The organism is Candidatus Synechococcus spongiarum SH4 (assembly GCF_000586015.1).
Classification (GTDB): Bacteria; Cyanobacteriota; Cyanobacteriia; order PCC-6307; family Cyanobiaceae; genus Synechococcus_B; species Synechococcus_B spongiarum_F.
In genome coordinates, this window is the sequence record NZ_JENA01000006.1 from 1 (window position 1) to 19,923 (window position 19,923).

The following is a 19,923-nucleotide window of genomic DNA, read 5'->3' on the forward strand; positions in this document are numbered from 1 at the left end:
AGCCGGCGCCGCTGCTGAAGATCCACGCCGCCGGCGGCCAGGGCCTCCAGGAACGGTGCATATTGACCGGGGGCTGTCAGCACACTGACGTGGGCATGGTTTTTGGCGGCGGCCCTGAGCATGGCTGGCCCGCCAATATCGATCACCTCAACCGCCTGGTCCCAGGTCACCGTGGAACCCGCCACCGTAGCTTCAAAGGGGTAGAGATTGACCACCACCAGATCAATGGGGGGGATGCCCTGGCGTTGCAGGTCCTCCCGGTGCTCCGGCTTGCGGCGATCCGCCAGGATGCCGCCGTGGATGCGTGGGTGCAGCGTTTTGACGCGACCGTTGAGCAACTCGGGAGCGCCGGTGTGATCCGCCACGGCGGTGACCGTCAAGCCCCCCTCGTCTCGTAGAAGTTGGGCCGTTCCCCCGCTGCCAATCAACTGGAAACCATGGTGCTGCTGTAACGCTGTGGCCAGATGCACCAGGCCGGTCTTATCGGAAACGCTGAGCAGTGCAGTGGGAGCCATGGGCACATCCGGACAAGGCCCATGCTAGAGAAGAGCCGGAATTGGCCAGTGGGCTGTGGCTGAGAAGATGGTGCGGTGGGGCCAGCCCGGAGTTGGTCGATTGGTTCTGCTCCATGGCTGGGGCGCCAACAGCCGGGACCTGTTACCTCTTGGCGTACATCTGATGGATGGGCTGGGGGACGTGGTGGCCTTGCAGGCCCCGGAACCTCACCCCCATGTGCCTGGCGGGCGGCAATGGTATCCCCTGAACCAGGAGGCGGAAGCGCAGGGCTGGCCCGGGATGCCCAAGGCTCTGGACTACATCAACCACCATCTGATCCGCCTGCAGCAAGAGCACCCATGGTCGCGGACCGCCTTGCTGGGCTTTTCCCAGGGGGCCGCCATGGCCTTGGAAGCTGCCGTCCATAAGCCCCTGGCGGGGGTGGTGGCGTGCAGTGGGTATCCCCATGGCCGGAACCCATTACAGGGCCTTCAGTCGCCAGTGCTACTGATCCACGGCCAGAACGACCCGGTGGTTCCCCTGCAAGCCAGTCTTCGGCTACAGGAATTGCTGGATGCCCAGGGATGCGAGGTTGTGCTGCGAAGTTTCCCGGGTGAGCACACCATTCCAACTGAAACCCTTGTTCCCATCCGTCAGTTTCTTGAGCGGTGCTTCATGCCCACGCCGGGGGGATCCAGGTAGTTCAGAACTGTCCGCTTTCCTGTGTTGGAGCAGGCGTTTCTGCCCCCTGAAAGTCTCCAGTCAGTTGGAATCAGATGATTACGCGGCATTGATCATCTTTACGGTTTCCTTCAAAAGGATCGCACTTTTCTAATCTTCTCGTAAGCAAGGGTGAATCCTTGGGTACGTTTTTCAAAAAGTTGCAGCATGTCTTCAGATAGGTTTTTCGATTTGAAGATATCTGGATGGTAAAGCTTCATGAGACCACGATAAACCTTTTTAATCTCGTCTGAAGTAGTAATAGGAGAAACTCCGATAATTTTATAGGCTTCCTGTAGATCGAGAGAGGTGTTAGTGAGCCGGAGTTGAGTACGGACTGCTGCTTCAATGCTATCGATATCAGTTTGGCTAAGATTGAGTTGTGCAGATATTTTCCTGATGGAGAGTTTTTCTTGATCGCTGAACTCTTTATCTGAATAGGCAAGTTGTACCAAACTCATTAAGAAAACGTTGAGAAGCTCAGGATTGGTATTACAATTACTTTGCAAGTTTGCCATAAGATTATCTAAATCGACATCCGATTTTTGCTTCCCCAGATGGAAGAAATACTTCGCTTGACAGCGACGCTCTGGAGCGAGCTTCATTTCATTCATTAGGCTTGCTACAAATTCAATCTCTTGAGAGCAAATCCTTCCGTCAACTTTAGCAAGATATCCAAGCGCTGTGAATAAAGCCATGAAAATGATTGTTGAATCCGAGTGGTTCCTACTTGAATCAGCGATGTATTTTGTTTGTGTAGACGACTCTGCTCCAAGTATCTGTACCAGATTCAGGTTTTCCATTGTCTCCGCAATGTCGAGAGGAGTCAGGCCATTTTTGTTCGTGGTATCGACAGAAGCACCAGCCTCAATCAGAGCCTTGACAACATCGGTTTTACTTTTCCTCACGGCAATGTGCAGAGGGGTATTGCCGTTATCGGCCTTGGCATTGAGATTCGCGCCAGCCTCAATCAGAACCTTGAGAACTTCGACTTGACCTCTCTTAGCTGCAACGTATAGCGGTGTATCGTCATTATCGTCCTTGGCGCCGAGGTTCGCTCCAGCTTCAATGAGAGCTCTGGCAATCTCTATTTGGCCTTTCTTCACGGCAACATGTAAGGGTGTATTGCGATCATCGTCTTTGGCATTGGGATTTGCTTCGGCCTCGATAAGAGCCCGAGCAACGTCTGTTTGGCCTTTCTTTGCCACAATGTGCAGCGGGGTATCGCCCTCGGCATCCTTGGTATCAACATTGGCGCCAGCCTCAATGAGGGCCTTGACGGCGTCTGTTTGACCTTTCTTTGCCGCAACGTGTAGGGCAGTGCTCCCGTCAGCATCGGTGGCGTTGAGATCAGGACCGGCATCAACAGAAACCTTGACAGTTTCTGCTGGATCTTCCCTGGCCGCAGAATCTGTTTTGGTCGCGGGATCTGTTGGAATCTTACCATTCTTATTGGGGGATTTGGCATGATCGCTAGCCTCAAGAAAAGCTTTAGCAATTTCTGTTTTAAACTTGTTTGCCGCTTTACTTATTGAACCCAAATCCAAAGATGCTGCATCATAATCTCTATCATATCCACCAAAATAAGTTTCTCCGTTCTCGTGTGCAAGGTCCATCGGATTCATTCGATTCACGTCTTTAGAATTTATATGGGCACCAGTATAAACGAGAATTTTGCCGAGCTCCACATCAAATCTCACGGCTGCATAGTGCAGAGGAGTGCGTTTGAAACAATTCTTAGCATTAGGATCAGCACCAGCGGCGATGAGAGCTTTGGCAATGCCTGGATGTCCTCCTCTGGCTGTGGAGTGCAGAGGGGTGTTCTTGCGGTCAGTATTATCGTGGGCATTCACATCAGCGCCGGCGGCGATGAGGAGCTTGACAATGTCTGCATGGCCCCTTCTGGCTGCGTGGTGCAGAGGAGTCGCCCCGGCCTCTGTGAAGTTCACGTTGGCTCCAGCAGCGATGAAGGCCCTGACAACTACTGTGTCGCCTTTTTGAGCTGCATCGGTCAGTGCGGTCATCTTCGATCCGGCTTGCAAGAGGAGGTCTGCCAAATCTAGCACCCCTTCAATCCCGTCGGCGACCACTGGAAAGAGCCCCTTTGCCCCCTGACTAGCGTGGCAATGAGTCTTGATCCCCCGTGCTGGCTTTTTCCGAGCTCCCTGAAATGGGCTCTTCGGGTAGACTAGCCTGCGAGCTCTCTGCCTTTCCTCCCATCCCCCGTGCTCCCATGCCCAACTTACTCCCGCATCAGCGCTCTTCCACCTGACCTCAACTATTGGGGCCGTTGGTTGTGTTGATGGCTGCGTGCCTGGTCACCATCCATCCCGCCCAGGCCCGGCAGCCCGTACGACCGTTGCCCTACCACAGCCGTTGCCCCACGGGCTACGTGGCCTCCGGTAGCTACTGCCTTCCCGCCAAGGGTGGCAATCCCCGCGGCGCCCTGGTGAAAGTGGGCAGGATCTGTCCACAGGGCTTTATGGGTTGGGGCAATTACTGCCTCGGCACGCCCAACAATCGGCGGGAGGCCATGCAGAAGGTTGGCAATATCTGCCCCCAAGGTTGGTCCGGGTCTCAGAACTACTGCACCATTGCTACAGACAACAAGCGTCGTGAGGCGATCACGAGGGTGGGCAGAGGTTGCCCCACAGGCTTTAAGCCTTGGGGGGATTACTGCCTCGGCTCCCCCAGTCAGGAGCGGGAGGCGATGGTGAAGGTCGGTCGTCTTTGCCCGGCGGGATGGCCCAAGTTCGGTACCTATTGCCTCCGGACGGCGAAGTAACTGGGTCGTGTTGCGCTCTTTTGATGGAGAGAGGGTGCAGACCATCCCCCCACGGGCGTCATCCCACGCAAGCGCCTGAATACGATGTTCAGTCTCTTCCCGCAAGGACAAATCGGGACAAAAAGAGGTGTTGCAATGTTTCCCTCTGTTTCAAGGGGCGTGGCCGACCGTTTCACCAAGCTTCTGAGGACTAGGCTTCGCTCACAAGGCTCCATAACCTCTTCTGCTCCGAGCATGGGTTGCTTACTCTTCATTGTCTTTGTTGTCCTTCTGCTTCTCTGGTCTCCTCTTGCCGTTCTTTTTCTGATTTTGCTTCTATTTATGGTCATCGCAAAATCCCTCTAATTGTCTGATTGAGGGAGGTGCAGAGGGCTGCCACACACCTCAGATTGTGTCTTGAAGCTGGCAGGAGTTTCAGATGGGCACCTCGAAAACCTGCTGTTCCTCCGCATGGAAAAGCTTGCTGGCCGACGAGAAATCCCTCTACAACTGACTTTCACATGGTGAGGCGGCAGCCCTTTGGAGGGCTCTGCCCAATTTTTCGAAGCGCCCAGACGAGCGTTTTCCGAGCATTGTCATTGTTGCTGAATCGGGCGGCCAAGCCAAAGGTCAAGGCCTGGATTGTTGGGCAGGCTTGCCCAACAATCCTCGTGCATCTGGATCTGCCTGGGTGCCAACAGTGCCCAGAACAGCATGGGCACAGTCTCGGTATAGGGGAGCACGGTCTGGACTTTGATCCTGCGGCGGCTCCGCCGCCGGCAGTGCTATGGGCATGAGCCATACTCGGTAGTCCGCCGTGTTCAACTCGCCATGCATCCACCTGGGAGCCTGGGCCAAAGATTGCGGTGCTTGACAATACAGTGCCTTTATTGGCAGGTCGTCACCCCAGAGCGCCGTGAGCGCGTTGTTTATTCTGGGGTGGGCGCTCCGGTGGTGTTGCAGATTATGAAGGGCTGTGTCTGGGTGACTACTCCAGCATCTGACCTGCTAAAGTTTGACGTTGATCCCGGCAAAATCTTCCCCCATGACCGTCTCCGTCTCTAACCTGCGCAGTTGGTTCGTAGCCTATCTGCTCTGGATCCCGGGACTGCTGTCAATACTGGCAATGATGCAGGTAGGAAAAGCAGACGGCGTAGCAGAAAACATAGATAGTGTTTTTGGATTACCTGCGGTTCTCTGTCTCTTCTTGACAGGTTTTCATCGCTTCTATACGGGGCACTGGGGAACAGGAATGCTCTGGTGGCTCACAGGTGGGCTCTGTGGTGTAGGCACTTTGATTGACTTCTTTCTCATTCTTGGGCACGTACGGTCTTTTAACCAAAAGGTCATAGATGATCGTAACCAGGCGATCTTGGAAGGCCGATTAAAAATTTTAGAATTAGCCCGCCGTCGCGGTACACGGGGATTCAGCTTTAACGATGCAGTGTTGCAGTTGGGATATTCCCCTAAGAGCGTTCGCTCCAAACTGGAGAGCTTGATGCAGGAGGGTTGCCTTGACGTTTTCAATGATAATCAGGGAGAAGTCAGATATCGAGAGCCTTGTGGTCACGACCAGGAAATCTTGCAAAGCCGATTAAAAATCTTGAGACTGGCCAAGTGGCGTCGTAGGCGAGGGTTCAGCTTTAATGACGCAGTACTGGAGTTGGAGGATTCTCCTGAGAACGTTCGCTCCGAACTGGAGAGATTGATACAAGAGGGTTGCCTTGACGTCTTCAATGATGATCAGGGACAAGTAAGGTATAGAGGGCAGTGATGCCTATGCTCCTTTTGCAGTTGAGTCAACGCCTTTAACCCATTTTTCCTCCTCCCTTTGGCTTCGTATCACTCCTGACAGGAAGACTATGGTGAACCCGAGTTCTGGATAAGGGGAGCCGAGGGAAGCTCCTCTTGCCCTGGCTTGTGGGGGTTGGCAAGCCTGACAGGAAATGGGGAGGCACTGCGCGGTCTGTTGTTGAAGCTGTCCAGCCGTTGCTACGGGGTTGAGGGGGAAGCTGCCCAATCAGGCATGACCTGATTCAGTATCCGTGTCGTTCAAATAAGTGGAAGGCCTCCTCATGAGGGGTTCTACCTTGCCTTGTTCTGTCGTCCCGATGACCTTGCCCAGCTCTTTGAGGAGTGGTAGCGTCACCACCTGCTCCCCTCCAATCGCCAGCGCAGGAGAGGTGGCAAGTTCTCCCTCAGCGAGATGCTTCCCATCCTGGTGCTGTTCCACACCTCGGCCTACAAGAACTTCAAGCGTTTCTGGCTTTTACGGCCTCAGGCACGACTTCCGGGACTGCTTTGCAGAACTCCCCGGCTATGGCCGGTTTGTGAGCCTGATGTCCCGCCTGTTGATGCCGTTTTATCTACTGCTATATTCTTTCCGTGGGGAGGAAACCGGCATCAATTTTGCCGACGGCACCAGGCCGGCAGCCTGTCGCAATGCATGCATCAACCGTGACCAGTTCTTTCCGATGTCTGGCCAAGCGTGGTCGCAGCACCATGGGGTGGTTCTTTGGTTTCAAGCTTCATCCATTCATCAACCACAAGGGCCAGCTTACGGCCTTCAGGATCACCGATGACATCGCAAGGATGACCGCCAATCGCTTGAGACCTTGAGTGCGGCTCTGCAAGGGGATGTGTTTACTGATAAGGGGACCAGGAAAACGTGCGATCTTCCCACCTGACCATGTCCATACGTCCTTCGTCATTCCTGCCCCTTCTTCGTCACTCCCGCGCAAGCAGGAATCCATGGATCAGCCCACCATCAAGAAGGCCCGGTTCTCTGGCGCGGACAGCCTTTGGGAGCTCTACCCACCTGGATGCCTGTGAGAACGGTGGGGGTGATCCGGTGTCGCAACAAGGCTGGAAAGCCTCAACAACTGGCCACAGCAGGCTTACCTTCCACCTCTTCCCTCTTCACGTCAGGCTTGCCAAAACCGCAAGGCCAGGGCAAGATGGTCTTTCCTCTGGTCTCCTTATCTGGAATTCGGGTTCTGCAAGGGAATGTGTTTGCTGATAAGAGCTACCTGTCCAAGTTACTGCTGGAGCGCCTCTGACAACGGGGACTTCACTTGGTCACCGGCATTCGCCGCAATATGAAGAACTCCCTGCCGCCGCTTCTGGACAAGTTGTTGTTGTGCAAACGCTCCATCATTGACCCTCTTTGACAAGCTCAAGTCCAGCATGGGTTTGGAGCACAGCCGCCACCGCTCCCCTGTCAATGCCCTGGTCGATAGTCTCTCTTGCCTGGCGGCTTACACTCTGGCCAGCCCAAGGTCAACATCAGCAACATCGGCATTCCCAACCCTATACCCAGCATCCCAAGCTCTTCCTGAGCTTATCCAGAACTCGGATTAAGCTTGGATGATGCACCCCGTTGCACACCTCAAACCAATGCAGTAGACTCCGCTCAAAACGATGTCTTAGCCTTCACGACGCACTCCGCCATGGAGAGGAACCACTTCCCCAGCCCAGAACCTTAGCCCCGAATCAGAACTTCCCCCTGCTCCACCACCCGCCAGAGCTTTCCTTGCGGCTGGACCCGAGCAGGCTTGCCGACCTGTGGCGTTGGTTGCGACGATTGCCGATTGAGCACAAACAGCCCAGTATGCCCTCTCTGGTAGCGCTGGAATACCCCCAGGGTTTCCTGGTTGGGGACAAGCAGATTCTCGCCACGGATCTGGAAGACGAGAAAACTGGCTCCCGCTTGGGCGGGCTCCAGCTCAACTCCGTCAACGTCACCACGATAGGTGCGACTTTGACTGGCCGCAGTGATTTTCACCTTCACCGCAGACCATTGGGCAAGAGCGGCTCGGTCGCCACCTTGTTCCAAAACTTGAACGAGATGGTCGGCTGGGCTCAGCCTGGGAGTCGGTTGAGGGTTGTCCATCACCCTTGGTGGTGGGGCAGTGGACACAGTTTGCAATCGTCCTATATTCTTTAGTCTTTGTTCCATCTCTTCTGTTTTCCTCAGTAAAGTTTGCTGATTCTGGGTTACAAACTGGAGTAGGTTTTGCTGCTTTTCCATTTGATTCTGAATCCTATTTAATAAGTTGGTTTGCTGTGTAGGGTTTTCCGGGTTTGATTTTATCAGACTTCTTAAATACCATTTCCCTGGCTTTCGTAAGAGAATCAGCAGTAAGAGAACGTTACCCAGGATCACGAAGGCCAGCATGACCAGGGCTAAAGGGTTGGCTGTGATGATGGCCACGGGGGCAGGCTGTGAGATTCCCGTGGTGGTTTCCACAGGGGCAGTGGATTGGGATAAACCTGTTGTGGGCAGGTATTCAGTGGTGGAGCCTGAATCCCCAGGCCGAGGGGAAGCAGGGGAAGAAAACTCTGGAGTGGTCGGTGCTTGTGCCTTGAGTGTCATTTCCATGGTCCTCTACAGTCTGTCTTCTGCCCATTCCTTGGCGAGCACTTCCACCAGTGCCCGCAACCCCAGGCAGAAGCCTGGCTCCACCGAGAAGTCCCCCAGCTTTCTGGGATTTTCGGGATCACCCAGGTGTTGATCACACAGGTGTTGGGCGTGGGCCAACACCTTTTCTCCGAAGGAGCCTTCCAGATCCGAAGCTTTCACCAACGGATCCATTTGAAGATCATTCTTTATGCCATCCATAGCTTGAACCATACTCTGTACATAGCGCTGAAGTTCCTTCAGGTTAAGGAGCTTCATGGTTGTTACAGGTTCATCATGGCCGATTTTGGATAAATCAATGGGTTGTTCAGCGGCAAATTCATAGCCATTGATGCATAAAGACTCGCCGCTAAATGGATTGGATTCTAAACTATTGAGTCCACGGAGATGAGGTTTATCCACGACCAAGCCAATAGCCACTTCATTCTTGAATTGTTCCGAAAGGTAAGTGATCCCCTCTTCCTCATTAAGTTTATCATTACTTAAGTCGATTGCTGCGGATTGAACACGACTTAGCCACATATTGATCTGGGAATCTTCATCAAATTGACAGATGGGGTCAAGCCAGCGTAAAAGTTTACCGCCATTACCACCTACATAGACTGACATAGAAGATACCTTATTTAAGGTTCTTTGCTTGTGTAGACATCTGATAATGAATCCAAGGTAATAATACAATCCACCTGTAGCTAAAGCCATCAAACTAATAAATTGCTCTAGAGTTTTATCTCTTTCACTTAATCTCGGAGATCGTCGATTCGGCAGTTCTTTTTTCAGTAAAATTTCACTCTTAAAGCGTATATGGGTGTCGATTAGACTGAGGCGATTTGATTCCATTGTCTGACCACTGCTTCTCTGCATGGATGTCAGGCTCTTATCGAGAAGATCGGACGCAAACTCTCGACGATAATCAAGGATCTTGGTACAAATATGTTGTCCAGCAAACGGAACGGAAACCTGATGAATGAGGCGACTTTCTTGCCAGAGAGAAATGTCGGTGGTCCGTCCGCCAATATCCATACATGCAGTATGCTGAAATATTTTGCTATCGTCAGCTAAGCAACATGCAAAAGCTACTGCTTCGCTCAGCAGAGGATGACTGTTCAGTTTGTGATCAAGTCCGCTAATGAGCTTCAGTTCCTCTGTTAGCTCCCTCCAGAATCTCTCATAGTTACGTTTGGTATTGTTGGGAAAAGCTGTGGGGTAAGAGAGTCTCCATGTTATTCCTCCGGCTCCACGGCGCACGGCATGGGCACTAATCATGAGTGCAAGCTGCCTTAAAAAGGGCTGCTGTAGCTCTGGATGCTCCCATTTGAATCCAGTACGCAAGTGAGACTTGAATGCCTCATCTTCTTGGGGAATATGAAGGCGAGTTTCATGAAAGAGCTCTGGAGGATTTTTAGAATCAAGCTTCTCTTTCTTACAGCCCACCACACTCAGACTTGTGCTGGTTGGTGGATTGTCGTCTTCTGGGTGCATTTCTTGCGGTAGGAAATATCTATTTAGAAATTCCCGCTGTAACTGGTCATTTGCTGCCGTGACCGGCCATAATGCTGATTGTAGTGGCAGCTTACATGGTTTTTCGTGATGGTCCCAAATGGCCCAGTTTGTGAATGAGGTGCCGAAATCCAGGCCAACGTCCCAACTTTCGATGGTGTCCTTGATTCGCTCTGGTGACTCCAGCGGGATTACCCCACCTGGATTTCCGTCCACGCTGACATTAAGAAGATCGGGGAAGCTTGTGCTGCAAAAGTAACGCACCTGATCACTGCCGAACTCTACCAGGTGAGGACCTTCCCAATCTGCAGTTTTATCGACGCTTAAACCATCAAGCATCTGGCTGAAGATCCAGTATTTGCGCCAGTACCCGGCAGGAATAGATGGCCAGATGGCCATCACAGGGATGCTCCCCAGCAGAGCGGCCTCTTTCAGAGGGTAGCTGCGCTCAAGGCGATATTCGCCGAAGCCTTCCAACTTCAGCACCAGCCCCACCACCAGACATCCCTGGCCGTGATCCACCGCCAGACTCACCATCTCCTTCAGCTCCCTGCTGCTGAACAACTCTTGCAGATCAACACTGAAGGGAAGCAAAGGTGTGGTGTCTTCCTGATTGCCCACCTCAAGGCGAGTGGTCAGCTTCTCCGGCAGCCAACTGTGGCAGAGGGCATGGCCTCCTGGCAGCAAGGTGAGGCTGGGCAGAAACAGATCATCAGGGGTTACCACCTTGATGGTCCTGTGGCGCTCGCGGAGCCGCTTCGCATCTCCACAGATGGTTGTCAAGGTGTCGTGTTCGTAAAGCTGGATCTCGCTTTCCGCCTTTTGTAGCTGCCCTGGCATAGACGGATCCACAAGGATGACTGGCTTAGGGTTCCCTTCCTGCTTGTCTTTCAGGATGACCCGGCAGAGGCTATCTTCCGACTTCACCGGTGCTGCTGAATGAGCCAGAAGGCCATCCATGATGCTTCTGGCATTGGGGATTGGCTCCCCCTTCTCTGGCCCTATAGATGGCTGAACGTTGAGACGCTCAATAAATCCTCTCAGGAGTACACAGAGATTGTTCGCCAGGCTGGAGTTGACTTTTGCTTCGAAATTGAGTATATTCTTGGACAGTTGATTGAGCCAATTTGCCAGGGGCTGCTTATGTTGTTGAAGAGAGAGATGAGGGGTGGGATCGCTAAAGTTACCCTCGTTGCTCCAAGGTACACCTGCAATCGGCCAGCGCAGTTGGGCAGTGGGGCAGAGGATGCTACTGGGAGACGCAAAACCGATGGGCTGGCTCTGATGAGTTCTGGCATCCTCGATCATGAAAATCATCAGACGATCCCAGGGAGAAACGTTTTGGGGCGGTTCCCTCAGCACCGACTGAGACGCTTTCGGCTTGTTCTCCCGCAGGCTGGTGGCAAAGCGGCGCACGGCTGGCTCTGGATCGTTGCAGAGATCCTCAAGCTGGAGGATACTTGCCTGCAGCTTCAAGTTGTAGAGATCCGAGAGTCCCACGACCGCCAGACACCCAAACAACTCGTCCAGGAGCTGATCTCGGGTAGGATAATCGCGATTGGTAATTGCCTGCTCCATCTGGATCACCCGCGACCAGGGAGTGGGTAAGGAGTTAATCCGCGTGATGACGCCGTCGTAGCTGAGATTGGATGCCAATTCACCCACTGCTTGGGCGCTGTGGCCTTGCCAATGGCCGGGTTGGGCACCTTGGCTGAGGGTGTCTTGGGCGGCAGGAAACCAAAGGTGAGTCATGGTTGGTCGCAAAGCTCCCAGAGGGTGTCCAGTAAACCGGCTGTTCCTTTGGGGTTGCCCCCTGAGGTACGGCGGTCCAGTTTAATCTTCAGATATTCCACATCTGTTTCCCGCTTGGGTACCTGCCCATCGTCGCGGTCGCGGACCAAATCAGCAAGGCTTTCCAGGTGCATTTGTTGAACCTGGAGTTTGGCGGGATTGAGCAGTTTTTGCTCCAGGGCACCGCCGGTGCTGGAGCATAGTTGTTTCAACCAGGTGAGCAAAGTCTCGGACCACTGATCCGCTGCAAGTCTGGCGTCTTTGTCCTTGCGGCTGCCCAACGTGCTGGCCTCCTCGCTGCTGCCGGCAGGGTAGAAGCGCGTTGCCCATGGGGCCCCTACACAGAAACGCTTCAGGGATTGGCCGTTCGCGGCCTCCAGGTCCAGGGAGATGTTGTTCCGCCACACCACAGCCAGCCTGGCGCCACGGCTCATTGCTCTTCGGGTGATGGCACTATCGGGTAGATCACTCCAATTCACACTGCTCTGGTTGTGCCGGCTCAGGGTGTAGGCGGCCTCCGCCGCCTGTCTCGTCTTGCCGAGGCTGTCCCGCAGCCCCAGGGCGGCAAGTAGTTCCACCAGATGGGCCCCGTTGGCCTGGCTGGCGCCACCGATGGAAAAGCCGTAGGCCACCTTCGCGTCGCTGCCCAGGAGGTACACTCGGTCAAAGTCCTGGTTGTCTTCCTGGGAGAGGTACTGCAAGGCGGCGCCGGTATTGAGTTGAAAATTGCTGGCTTCCGCGTGAAGACCAGTGTCTTTCGTGCCGTGGTCCTTGAAGTTGAAGTAGGGCAGCAACAGGGAAGCGTTCAATTGCGCCCTTTGGATTCCCTCGTTCTTCAGCCAGTTGCGCAGCAACTGCCCCACAGTGGGCACGCCCGATGCTCCGGTCCCCCCAAACACGCTTCCAAACATGTGGATGCACACCTCTTCTCCCCCCTTGGCTGCCTGGCGCACGTCCCCCAGGAATCGTCCCCACGTTTTGGCATGGATGGAATCATCCAGCGCTATGGCACTCATCAGAGCGGAACCGATGGGTGGCCTCCCCCGAAACCCCTCCCTCAGGTCCAGCTTCTGCTCCTCCTGGGTGAACAGGCAATCCATGAGACCCCCAAGAGCCGGTGATCTGTGCTGAAGGGTATGTTTTGTGTAAATCTGAGCCATGGTCAACGACCCCTGACCAGCCACGCTTTCCACTGGATTCCAGACGCCGTAATCTTTCAGTTCGCCCCCGGGGCAGAAGTGTTGGGTCACCCCGCCCAGGGCCTTATGCAGGGATTGGGTACGGACCAGGGCCGTCTGGGCCCTCTGCAGTAGGGCGCTCTGGCGATCCGGCTCCACAAAAAGCACCCCCAACTCCGTGGGCGGGCTTTCCTCCTGGTCCAACAGACCCATGGTGTGCAAGTGAATGGCCGCCTCCAGGCACTTGGCTCCGGATCCACCCACACCAACGGCAAACAGCTTCATCTTATGACCCTCCCATCAGGACTTTGGGGAAGAGTTGGGCTCCGGGAACCACGAGGCGGTAGCTGCCGCGTGAGGCGAACACGGTGGGCAGCCAGAAGAGCAACGCCTCATTCACAAGCAACAGCGCCAGCAAGAGGATGATGCCACCTGGGGAAAGCTGTGGGAAGCGAAACAAGACCATAACAGCGCTGAGAAGCAATCCCGCCGCCAGCAGCAGACTGGCGGCAGTCCACCACCGGGTACGCATGGCCGCCACCCTGGCGGCACTGGCGGCGCGCCGCTGCATCGTCCGGACGACCCAGAGCAGGACAACACTCACATTGCAGCACCAGAACACCACGAACAGCTTCCCTGTCACCTCGTCGAGGAACTGCTGCACCTGCAGGCCTGGGGATGCAAAACTATTCAGGAAGACGGTTTCCAGCAACCAGGGCAAAGCAAAGAAGGTCCACATTGAGCCTACAACCAGGAGGACAACCACAGTGACCAGATTGCGCATATGGTTCAGGTGGGGGAGTGGGCAAAGCAGAACGCGGCGGCCGGGGGTGCGTCGGGACCTTGCCGGGAAGCTTGCAGGCTGGTCAGCAAACTATACAGGCCCCTGGTGCGGCCTTCAGTTGGGTGATGGGCGTCATCACCCAAGGCATGGCCCAAGGGAGGTGGGGCATCCGCCGGCTGCACCAGGGCGCCGTCTTCAGTTGGCCCAGCGTCATGGCCATTGGCGCTCAGGGCAAGCCACCAGTCTTCCACCCCACGGTGGGCCGGTAGCAGGGCCCGCACCAAACCGGCCGGCAGTCCCGAATCCAAGGACACCGTGGCGCTGAAATTGCCGTTCTGCAGACGCAGATCCTCCACCGTCACCCCCTGGGTGCCCCCCTGCCAGTGCTTCTTCTCCGGGTTGTATTGCTCCAGGATCAACTGACCCGGTGGATAGGCAACACCCTGGGTGTCCCCCAGAACGCCCTGTACGCTCAGGGCCAGTTGCCGTGATTGCCCTGACTCCACCTGGACCGTGAGCACGTTGCCGATGGGAATGATGCCAAGAGATCCCACGGGCACCCTGCCGCCCACAACGCCCTGCTGGGGATCGGGTTGGCCGCTGTCATCCAGCAGTTGCAACTGCTGTGCATAAATTGGCTCCTCCGACCCGGTGTCCACCGGCAGCAGGCTGCTGTACACGGGCTGCAAATGGACCTGGCCAAACGCCCCGGCTCCGTCGCGAAGGATCATCTCCACCGGGTCCCGTGGTCCTGTTACCAAAAGATACAGGGGCCGGTTGCCGTTCATGGCGCCCGCCGCCTTGCCCGTGAATGGGTCGAACACTTGACCGTTGAAGGGGGCCTGAATCGCCACCACACCCACGATCTCCGGTTGGCTCCGGCCAATGGCCCGCACCAATGCTCCGGTGAGGCTGGCATCGGTTTCCAGATCCGAGACCAGAATGGTGAGTTGCCCGGGCTGGGCTTGCCGCCAAAGGGCAGGCAGGTTGGAACTCACCGGGGCGAAGGGGGCACAGCCCGTGAAGAAGCAGGGATTGGCCGAGATCTGCAGGCTGGCAACCGGTTCGGGGACCGGTCCCCCGACCCGGGTCACCGTCGTCTTCACCGGTTGGGTAGCGGTGAGCAGTTGGAGCGCCTGCAGGGTGCGGATCCAGACATTGTCCCCAGCCTGCAGGTGGCCCAGCAACGACCCGCTGCCATCCAGCCCGATCACGATGCGGGAAAGCTCCGTGGCTTCCCTTGGCTCACTCTCCTGGTCGAATGGTGGGCCAGCGTCCGTGTTGGCCGCAGTGTCGCTGCTGGTTGCGTCAGGTGACGGGGACGTCCAGCATTGCGGCTGCTGCGGTCCAGGTTGGCAACCGGCCAGCGAGGCGGCCATCCCCATCAGGCCCACAAGCCAGGCGGCGCACCGCCGCAGGGAAGCGTGCTGAAGCATCATGGCTCTTGCGGGGTGGTCTGGGCTACGGCGTTCTGGATTTGGCAGAGCCGTTGTAGAGCACGCTCCAGGCTGGCCACCTGCGCCTGCAGGGCCTGCAGGTCGCTGGCCTGTTGCCGCTGCTGCCGGATCAACTCCTCCCAACGCTTTTGTTGCCGCCGACTCTCCTCTGCCTGCCTGCGGGAAGCAACTGTGGGAACCAACTCTCCCCGGCTGTGAAACACCCACTCCTCCCCTTGCCGGGCCGCGATGAATCGGGCTGGTCGCTCAAGCTTCAGCGGTAGGCCGTTGGGATCACCGGGCAACGCAAACAGCCCACGGATCAACGCCGTTTCCGTCAGCCAATCCGGCGCATCCGCTGCCGGGTAGAGCAGGGCGTCCCCATCGGGGGGTGTGACAACAAAGACAAACGGCGCTGCGGCCTTGTCAACGGCCAGGCTCACCCGCCCGTTTTTGTCTGTGGCCAGGGCTGCCGGTTGTTCATAGGCCTGCAACACCTCAGGATGGCGCCGCTGCAACTGGGCCAGCAACAAACTGCCACCCGTCCACTGGGGGAGGCGCCGCCTAGTGGTGCCCGTCTGGGACGGGGCAGGGGGTGGTGTGGCCTGCTGTTCCAGCCGCGCCACACTGCCTTCCAGGACAGCGAGGCGTTGCAAAGGGGTGGGATGGTCCATTTTTCAGTCTCGGTTGCTGCGGGTAAAGCGGAGGTCAATGCGGCGACGGCTGGGATCGCTGACGGTGGGAGCAGGATTGAAGTTACCCTGGGGATCCAGAAGGCTGGATGCAGAGTAGGGGCGGATGCGCACAGCCAACTGATCTTTCTCCAGACGGGTCTGGAGATATACGGCCACGACCATGGCCCTCAGCAGGCCCAGATCTGCGTTGGAGCCGTACTGGAACCCAGCGAGTTGGCCGATCCACCATGATCCAGTCCCGCTGGATACCAGGCCCGGATCTGTATCGGGATCAGACTGGAAACCTGTGAATTCCCCCTGCGGCGCCATTGTTTGCAGTTGGCGGTCCAGGTTGCTGGCCCGTCCTGGATTGGGCTGGCCGTCGGTGTGGCCGATGACTTCGATCACGTCCACGTCATAGGCTTCAAGCGTGGGTTTGATCTCGTCGGCGTACTTGGCGTCCAAGGCGTCGAGAAAGTCCCGGGAGAGCCCATAGCTGCCGGTGTCGAATCGGAACGAGTCAGTCTCTGTCAGTGAAATGAGGGGAGGCTTTTCATTCAGCGCCTTGGCCAAGGTGACCAGCCCCATGGCAAGGAGCACAATCAGCAGCATGCTGCTGAGCACGTCAGTATACCCCAGCCAGGGGTTGATGCCGTTGTCACCCTCCTTGCCGTGGGCGCGTCGTGGGTTGGCCATTTAGTTGACGTCCCCCACGGTCGTATGCTCCATCGCCGTCACTTTCTCCGGGGTATTCTTCCATGTGGTCTCCGACACCAGCCGATGCAGATCTTGAAGGCCCGCACTGAGACGGCTCAGCATGGAAGCGGCCTGGTTGGCGTGTCGGTCAACCTGCTGAATGGAGGCCAGTCGCTGCTGGACTTCGCCATTGACAAACTGGACCAGGTCGTCGCGGGAGCGGTTGAGGCTTGATCGCAGTTCCTGTTCCTGTTGCTCCAAATCCTTGAGGGAGTTGCCGGCTGCCGCTTGCAGCCCCTCCACATAATTGGCCGCCAGTTGATCTGTCCGCTCAACGCTTGCGCTCCAGGACTGCATGGCAGCCCCCAGGATGTTGCATGTGGCGACCACGCTGTTGCCAATGGCCTGGTCCACGTCCAGTGTGCCGGTCAGGGCCTTGGCCAACTCGGCAGCTTCTCCGCTCATGGCGCAGATTGCTTGGCTGGCTGCCTGGAGGTCCTTCTGTACGACCATGAACTGATCCCTGCCCTGGCTGAACTGGGCGGACGCTTCCACCAACGCCGAGGTTGCTCCCCTTGATGCGGCACTGGCCATGGAGACGCTTTTGAGTTCCTGTTCAGCGGTGACAGCCAAGGTCTGCCAGTCCAGTTGAGTGTGCGTCAGACTTTCCCTGAGGAGCCCCATGCGCTCACACAGGCTTGCCGTTGTCCTCGCCAGAGACTCCTGACCCTCGACCATACGCTGCACACCGTCCTGTAACGTAGTGGCGAAATCCGTATCTCGAAACGCAGTAGCGGCGCCGATAAAGTCCTGACCTGCTTCACTGAGGCGGTTGGCCATCTCTCCCATGCGCTCCACTGCGTGACGTGCTTCTTCGGCCATCATCAGGCTCTGGTTATGGAGCTCATCCAGATGCGCTCCCATGGTACGCTCCACGGCTTGATCAACGGTGTGGATCAGCCGGTCGCCAAAGCTCTCGGCTGTTGTCTCGATTTTCTTTTGGAACGTATCCAAACCCTGAACAACGCCGGCCATTTCCTTACGTACTGGTGAGAGTCCCTGGGTTGGATCGGTTTGTTGCAGCTTGACAAGTTGACCATCGAAGAAGTGAGAGAGCTCAAGTTCTAGATTTTCAATGGCCGTGGTCCAGCCGCGAATCTGATTATTGAGGATAACCAGAAGACTGAAGGCAAGGCCAAACAAACTACTCCGAAAGGCGGTTCCCATGGGATTTAACATCTCCGCCAAGGCACTGCTGATCTGTGCAGGAGGAAGCCCTGGCCGTAGAATCTGGCCAATATCTTCCAGGGCGATGCTGAGGCCAATGAACGTTCCCAGCAGACCGAGGGAGATCAGGAAAGCAGGAGCTTTCTGGGTCCAGTCCATGAGTTGGCGCAGCCCCACAAACCTGCCAAGCCAGCGGACCTGGACCTGGTAACTCAGCCAATGGCTTGTATCTCCCGTCAAGGCTTGGTCAGAGGCCTGGAGTGCAGCCAGAAGATGGTCCAATCCCCGTTGCAGCAGGTGGCGGGGATAGCCAGAGTCTTGGGGTCCATGGATCGTGGGCGTCTCGCCTGCTTGGGCGGGCGAGGAGAGAACGATGCCTGAGTCCATTGTCTCCCGCAGCCTGCGGATTTGAAGCCGGGCCTTGCCCCCTGCCGAAAAGATTGACAGGGTGATGAGCACCATCGCAATCACCACAACAGTGAACATGATATTGCTGCCGTCCGTCATCACTGCCTGGGCAAAGGGTGCCCAGATAGACCAGATAGCGCCCAGGCCCAGGGCTATTGATAGAAGACAGCCACAACCGGGAGCAGCATCAGTACTAGACTGAGGTTTTGCCATGGGGACTGGAGCAATGGGTGACTCACTGCCTTGAAGTCTGCCATCCCCATGGTGTGAGGCTTAGGGGTCAGGACCCATAACCGGAAGACGACAGTGGCCCTCAGGAGGACAGCAGAGCGGAAGATAGATGCACAGCGGTCATAGCGGGTTGCAATCCGGCGCCAGTCCTTGAGCCTGGCGAACAGATTCTCCACCGTATGGCCCATGTTGTAGAGCTTCTTGCTGTACGGGACTCTCTTGTTGCGGCGCCGCCTGGACGGGATGCAGGGTGGGATGGCCTTCCTCCCTCGGCATGGTGCGGATTTTGTTGCTGTCATTGTCCCTTGGTCCCCAATCAAGACCGTCGCACCTGGCAGACCACTCAGCAGCACAGCAGCATCAGCGAGGCACTGCATGCCTTGCGCTCAGGTGAAGCCCCACAGGCCGCCCGTGCCGGTCACACACCACAGGTCGCTTGCTGCTCATTCCCCCCCTTTTGGTGCAGGTGCATGTTGAGGTCAGTGGCGTCCATCAGCAGTACTTCTGTCTCTGTGCCGTCGGATCGCGCCAACTCGGAGAAGATCAAGGTAAAAGAAGCCTTGGCCGACCAGCAGTGGAAACGGTTACAGAGGTTTTTGTGGGGTCCATCAGCGGACGGGGCATCCACCCGGCACAGGTCAACCGGAGCACATGAAGGCTGCCGCTTCAGCACCTTGTTCTCATCCACCCGGCTCACGGCACCAGACTGGGGGAAGAAGGGTTGGATTCCCTCAAGCTGGCACCGAGCCAGAAACCGAGCCACAACAACTGGGCCATCCCCCATCCTCCTGATACTGTCTTGGGACTCCCTCTCTACTGAGGGGTATTGTATTCCCCAGCTTACGGGTCCTGAGCCTAGAAACGGGCACTATTGAGTTGCCAGTAAACATCAGTGCCTCTCAGGGGAGAATCATCGGGAATGAGGTCCAAAGCCGTCCGTCCAACTTCATCCTGGGCATTGGGGTCAGCGCCAGCATCCAGCAGGGCCTGCACCACTGCCGGGATCTTGCCGTGCTCCGCAGCCAAGTGGAGGGGTTTGGATCTAAACCCTTCAATTCCAGCCCGCGCATTGGGGTCGGCGCCAGCATCCAACAGAGCTTGCAGCACTGCTGGGGTCTTGCTATGCTCTGCGGCTCTGTGGATGGGTGCCCATCAATCTTTGTCCCGTGCATTTGGAGCAGCACCCTCCGATAAGCAACGGGCTACATCATCGGATGATGCTTCCTTAAAGAACCGGCTTGAGTTCCAGGCTGTGCAGTTGGGGAGAGTCGCTGCCGGATTGCAGGCCATGACCCCCAGAACAAGGGGAGCCGTCAGCAGAGGCGCAAGCCTGGGGGCAACGCTGTCCTTGATCCAGCGGGTCAGCAGTGTGCAGGCCATTCAAGATGGGCTAACCATCAAGCCAGCTTACCCATGGATCCGCCACACCCCTGAGTATGGGCCAAGGGAATCGGATCAGCAGAGTTCAGAGGAGCTTGCCCGTGGATCGCTCCCCGTGTGCTGGATGAGCTTGGTCGCGCCCCCGCCACCGTTGATGGCCTGGTCCCGCCCACCATCAGGAGCCTCAACCACTTGGCCCAGCGGCTAGCCAGCACGGCCATC

General features: G+C 56.5%; 16 protein-coding genes and 1 pseudogene. 5 read left to right on the forward strand and 12 right to left on the reverse strand.

What is annotated here, in order from left to right:
• Positions 1–515: pseudogene (purH, locus tag BG35_RS09695) on the reverse strand (bifunctional phosphoribosylaminoimidazolecarboxamide formyltransferase/IMP cyclohydrolase); the annotation flags it as partial.
• A gap of 67 nt (positions 516–582) precedes the next feature.
• On the opposite strand from purH, the gene BG35_RS0100690 reads away from it, so the two are divergent.
• On the forward strand, positions 583–1,197 hold the full coding sequence (locus tag BG35_RS0100690) for an alpha/beta hydrolase (protein WP_034416347.1): 615 nt from the start codon (positions 583–585) through the stop codon (positions 1,195–1,197).
• Positions 1,198–1,307: 110 nt separating this feature from the next.
• Here BG35_RS0100690 and BG35_RS11340 read toward each other — a convergent pair whose 3' ends face one another.
• Complete coding sequence (locus tag BG35_RS11340) at positions 1,308–3,305, reverse strand: ankyrin repeat domain-containing protein (RefSeq protein ID WP_071994733.1); 1,998 nt, start codon at positions 3,303–3,305, stop codon at positions 1,308–1,310.
• Between the two features lie 212 nt (positions 3,306–3,517).
• Here BG35_RS11340 and BG35_RS13395 point away from each other — a divergent pair, with 212 nt between their 5' ends.
• The 4 genes from BG35_RS13395 (at position 3,518) to BG35_RS14020 (ending at position 7,149) form a co-directional block, all read left to right on the forward strand.
• Complete coding sequence (locus BG35_RS13395; protein ID WP_201768399.1) at positions 3,518–4,000, forward strand: hypothetical protein; 483 nt, start codon at positions 3,518–3,520, stop codon at positions 3,998–4,000.
• Between the two features lie 1,024 nt (positions 4,001–5,024).
• On the forward strand, positions 5,025–5,753 hold the full coding sequence (locus BG35_RS12540; protein WP_201768400.1) for a TM2 domain-containing protein: 729 nt from the start codon (positions 5,025–5,027) through the stop codon (positions 5,751–5,753).
• Between the two features lie 668 nt (positions 5,754–6,421).
• Positions 6,422–6,598, forward strand: coding sequence for a transposase (locus tag BG35_RS14015; RefSeq protein WP_080687961.1), 177 nt, complete (start codon positions 6,422–6,424; stop codon positions 6,596–6,598).
• Between the two features lie 455 nt (positions 6,599–7,053).
• A complete protein-coding gene (locus tag BG35_RS14020; RefSeq protein ID WP_071994735.1) occupies positions 7,054–7,149 on the forward strand; it encodes a hypothetical protein in 96 nt (31 codons plus the stop codon).
• A 311-nt stretch (positions 7,150–7,460) separates the two neighbouring features.
• Here the strand turns inward: BG35_RS14020 and BG35_RS12550 are convergent, their stop codons facing one another.
• From BG35_RS12550 to BG35_RS12915, 10 genes are all read right to left on the reverse strand, one after another.
• Positions 7,461–8,192: a hypothetical protein gene (locus BG35_RS12550; protein ID WP_152535106.1), complete on the reverse strand. Its 732-nt coding sequence runs from the start codon at positions 8,190–8,192 to the stop codon at positions 7,461–7,463.
• Positions 8,193–8,366: 174 nt separating this feature from the next.
• Positions 8,367–11,648 (reverse strand): hypothetical protein, encoded by a 3,282-nt coding sequence (locus tag BG35_RS12555; protein WP_152535107.1) that lies wholly within the window; start codon positions 11,646–11,648, stop codon positions 8,367–8,369.
• Positions 11,645–13,078 (reverse strand): FtsZ/tubulin family protein, encoded by a 1,434-nt coding sequence (locus BG35_RS0100780; protein ID WP_236619727.1) that lies wholly within the window; start codon positions 13,076–13,078, stop codon positions 11,645–11,647. Before BG35_RS0100780 ends, BG35_RS12555 begins: the two co-directional genes overlap by 4 nt.
• Before the next feature lie 73 nt (positions 13,079–13,151).
• Complete coding sequence (locus BG35_RS0100785; RefSeq protein ID WP_025781259.1) at positions 13,152–13,649, reverse strand: hypothetical protein; 498 nt, start codon at positions 13,647–13,649, stop codon at positions 13,152–13,154.
• 5 nt (positions 13,650–13,654) lie between these two features.
• Entirely contained in the window at positions 13,655–15,088 is a 1,434-nt protein-coding gene (locus BG35_RS0100790; protein ID WP_025781260.1) for a hypothetical protein, read from the reverse strand.
• Positions 15,085–15,759 (reverse strand): hypothetical protein, encoded by a 675-nt coding sequence (locus tag BG35_RS0100795; protein ID WP_025781261.1) that lies wholly within the window; start codon positions 15,757–15,759, stop codon positions 15,085–15,087. Before BG35_RS0100795 ends, BG35_RS0100790 begins: the two co-directional genes overlap by 4 nt.
• Positions 15,760–15,762: 3 nt before the next feature.
• Positions 15,763–16,455 carry an OmpA family protein gene (locus BG35_RS0100800; RefSeq protein WP_025781262.1) on the reverse strand — a complete coding sequence of 231 codons (693 nt, stop codon included), beginning with the start codon at positions 16,453–16,455 and terminating at the stop codon, positions 15,763–15,765.
• On the reverse strand, positions 16,456–18,168 hold the full coding sequence (locus BG35_RS0100805; RefSeq protein ID WP_152535109.1) for a hypothetical protein: 1,713 nt from the start codon (positions 18,166–18,168) through the stop codon (positions 16,456–16,458). It lies immediately after the preceding gene.
• A gap of 571 nt (positions 18,169–18,739) precedes the next feature.
• A complete protein-coding gene (locus BG35_RS13520; protein WP_152535110.1) occupies positions 18,740–19,009 on the reverse strand; it encodes a hypothetical protein in 270 nt (89 codons plus the stop codon).
• Positions 19,010–19,176: 167 nt separating this feature from the next.
• Complete coding sequence (locus BG35_RS12915; RefSeq protein ID WP_236619728.1) at positions 19,177–19,464, reverse strand: ankyrin repeat domain-containing protein; 288 nt, start codon at positions 19,462–19,464, stop codon at positions 19,177–19,179.
• Between the last annotated feature and the right edge of the window lie 459 nt (positions 19,465–19,923).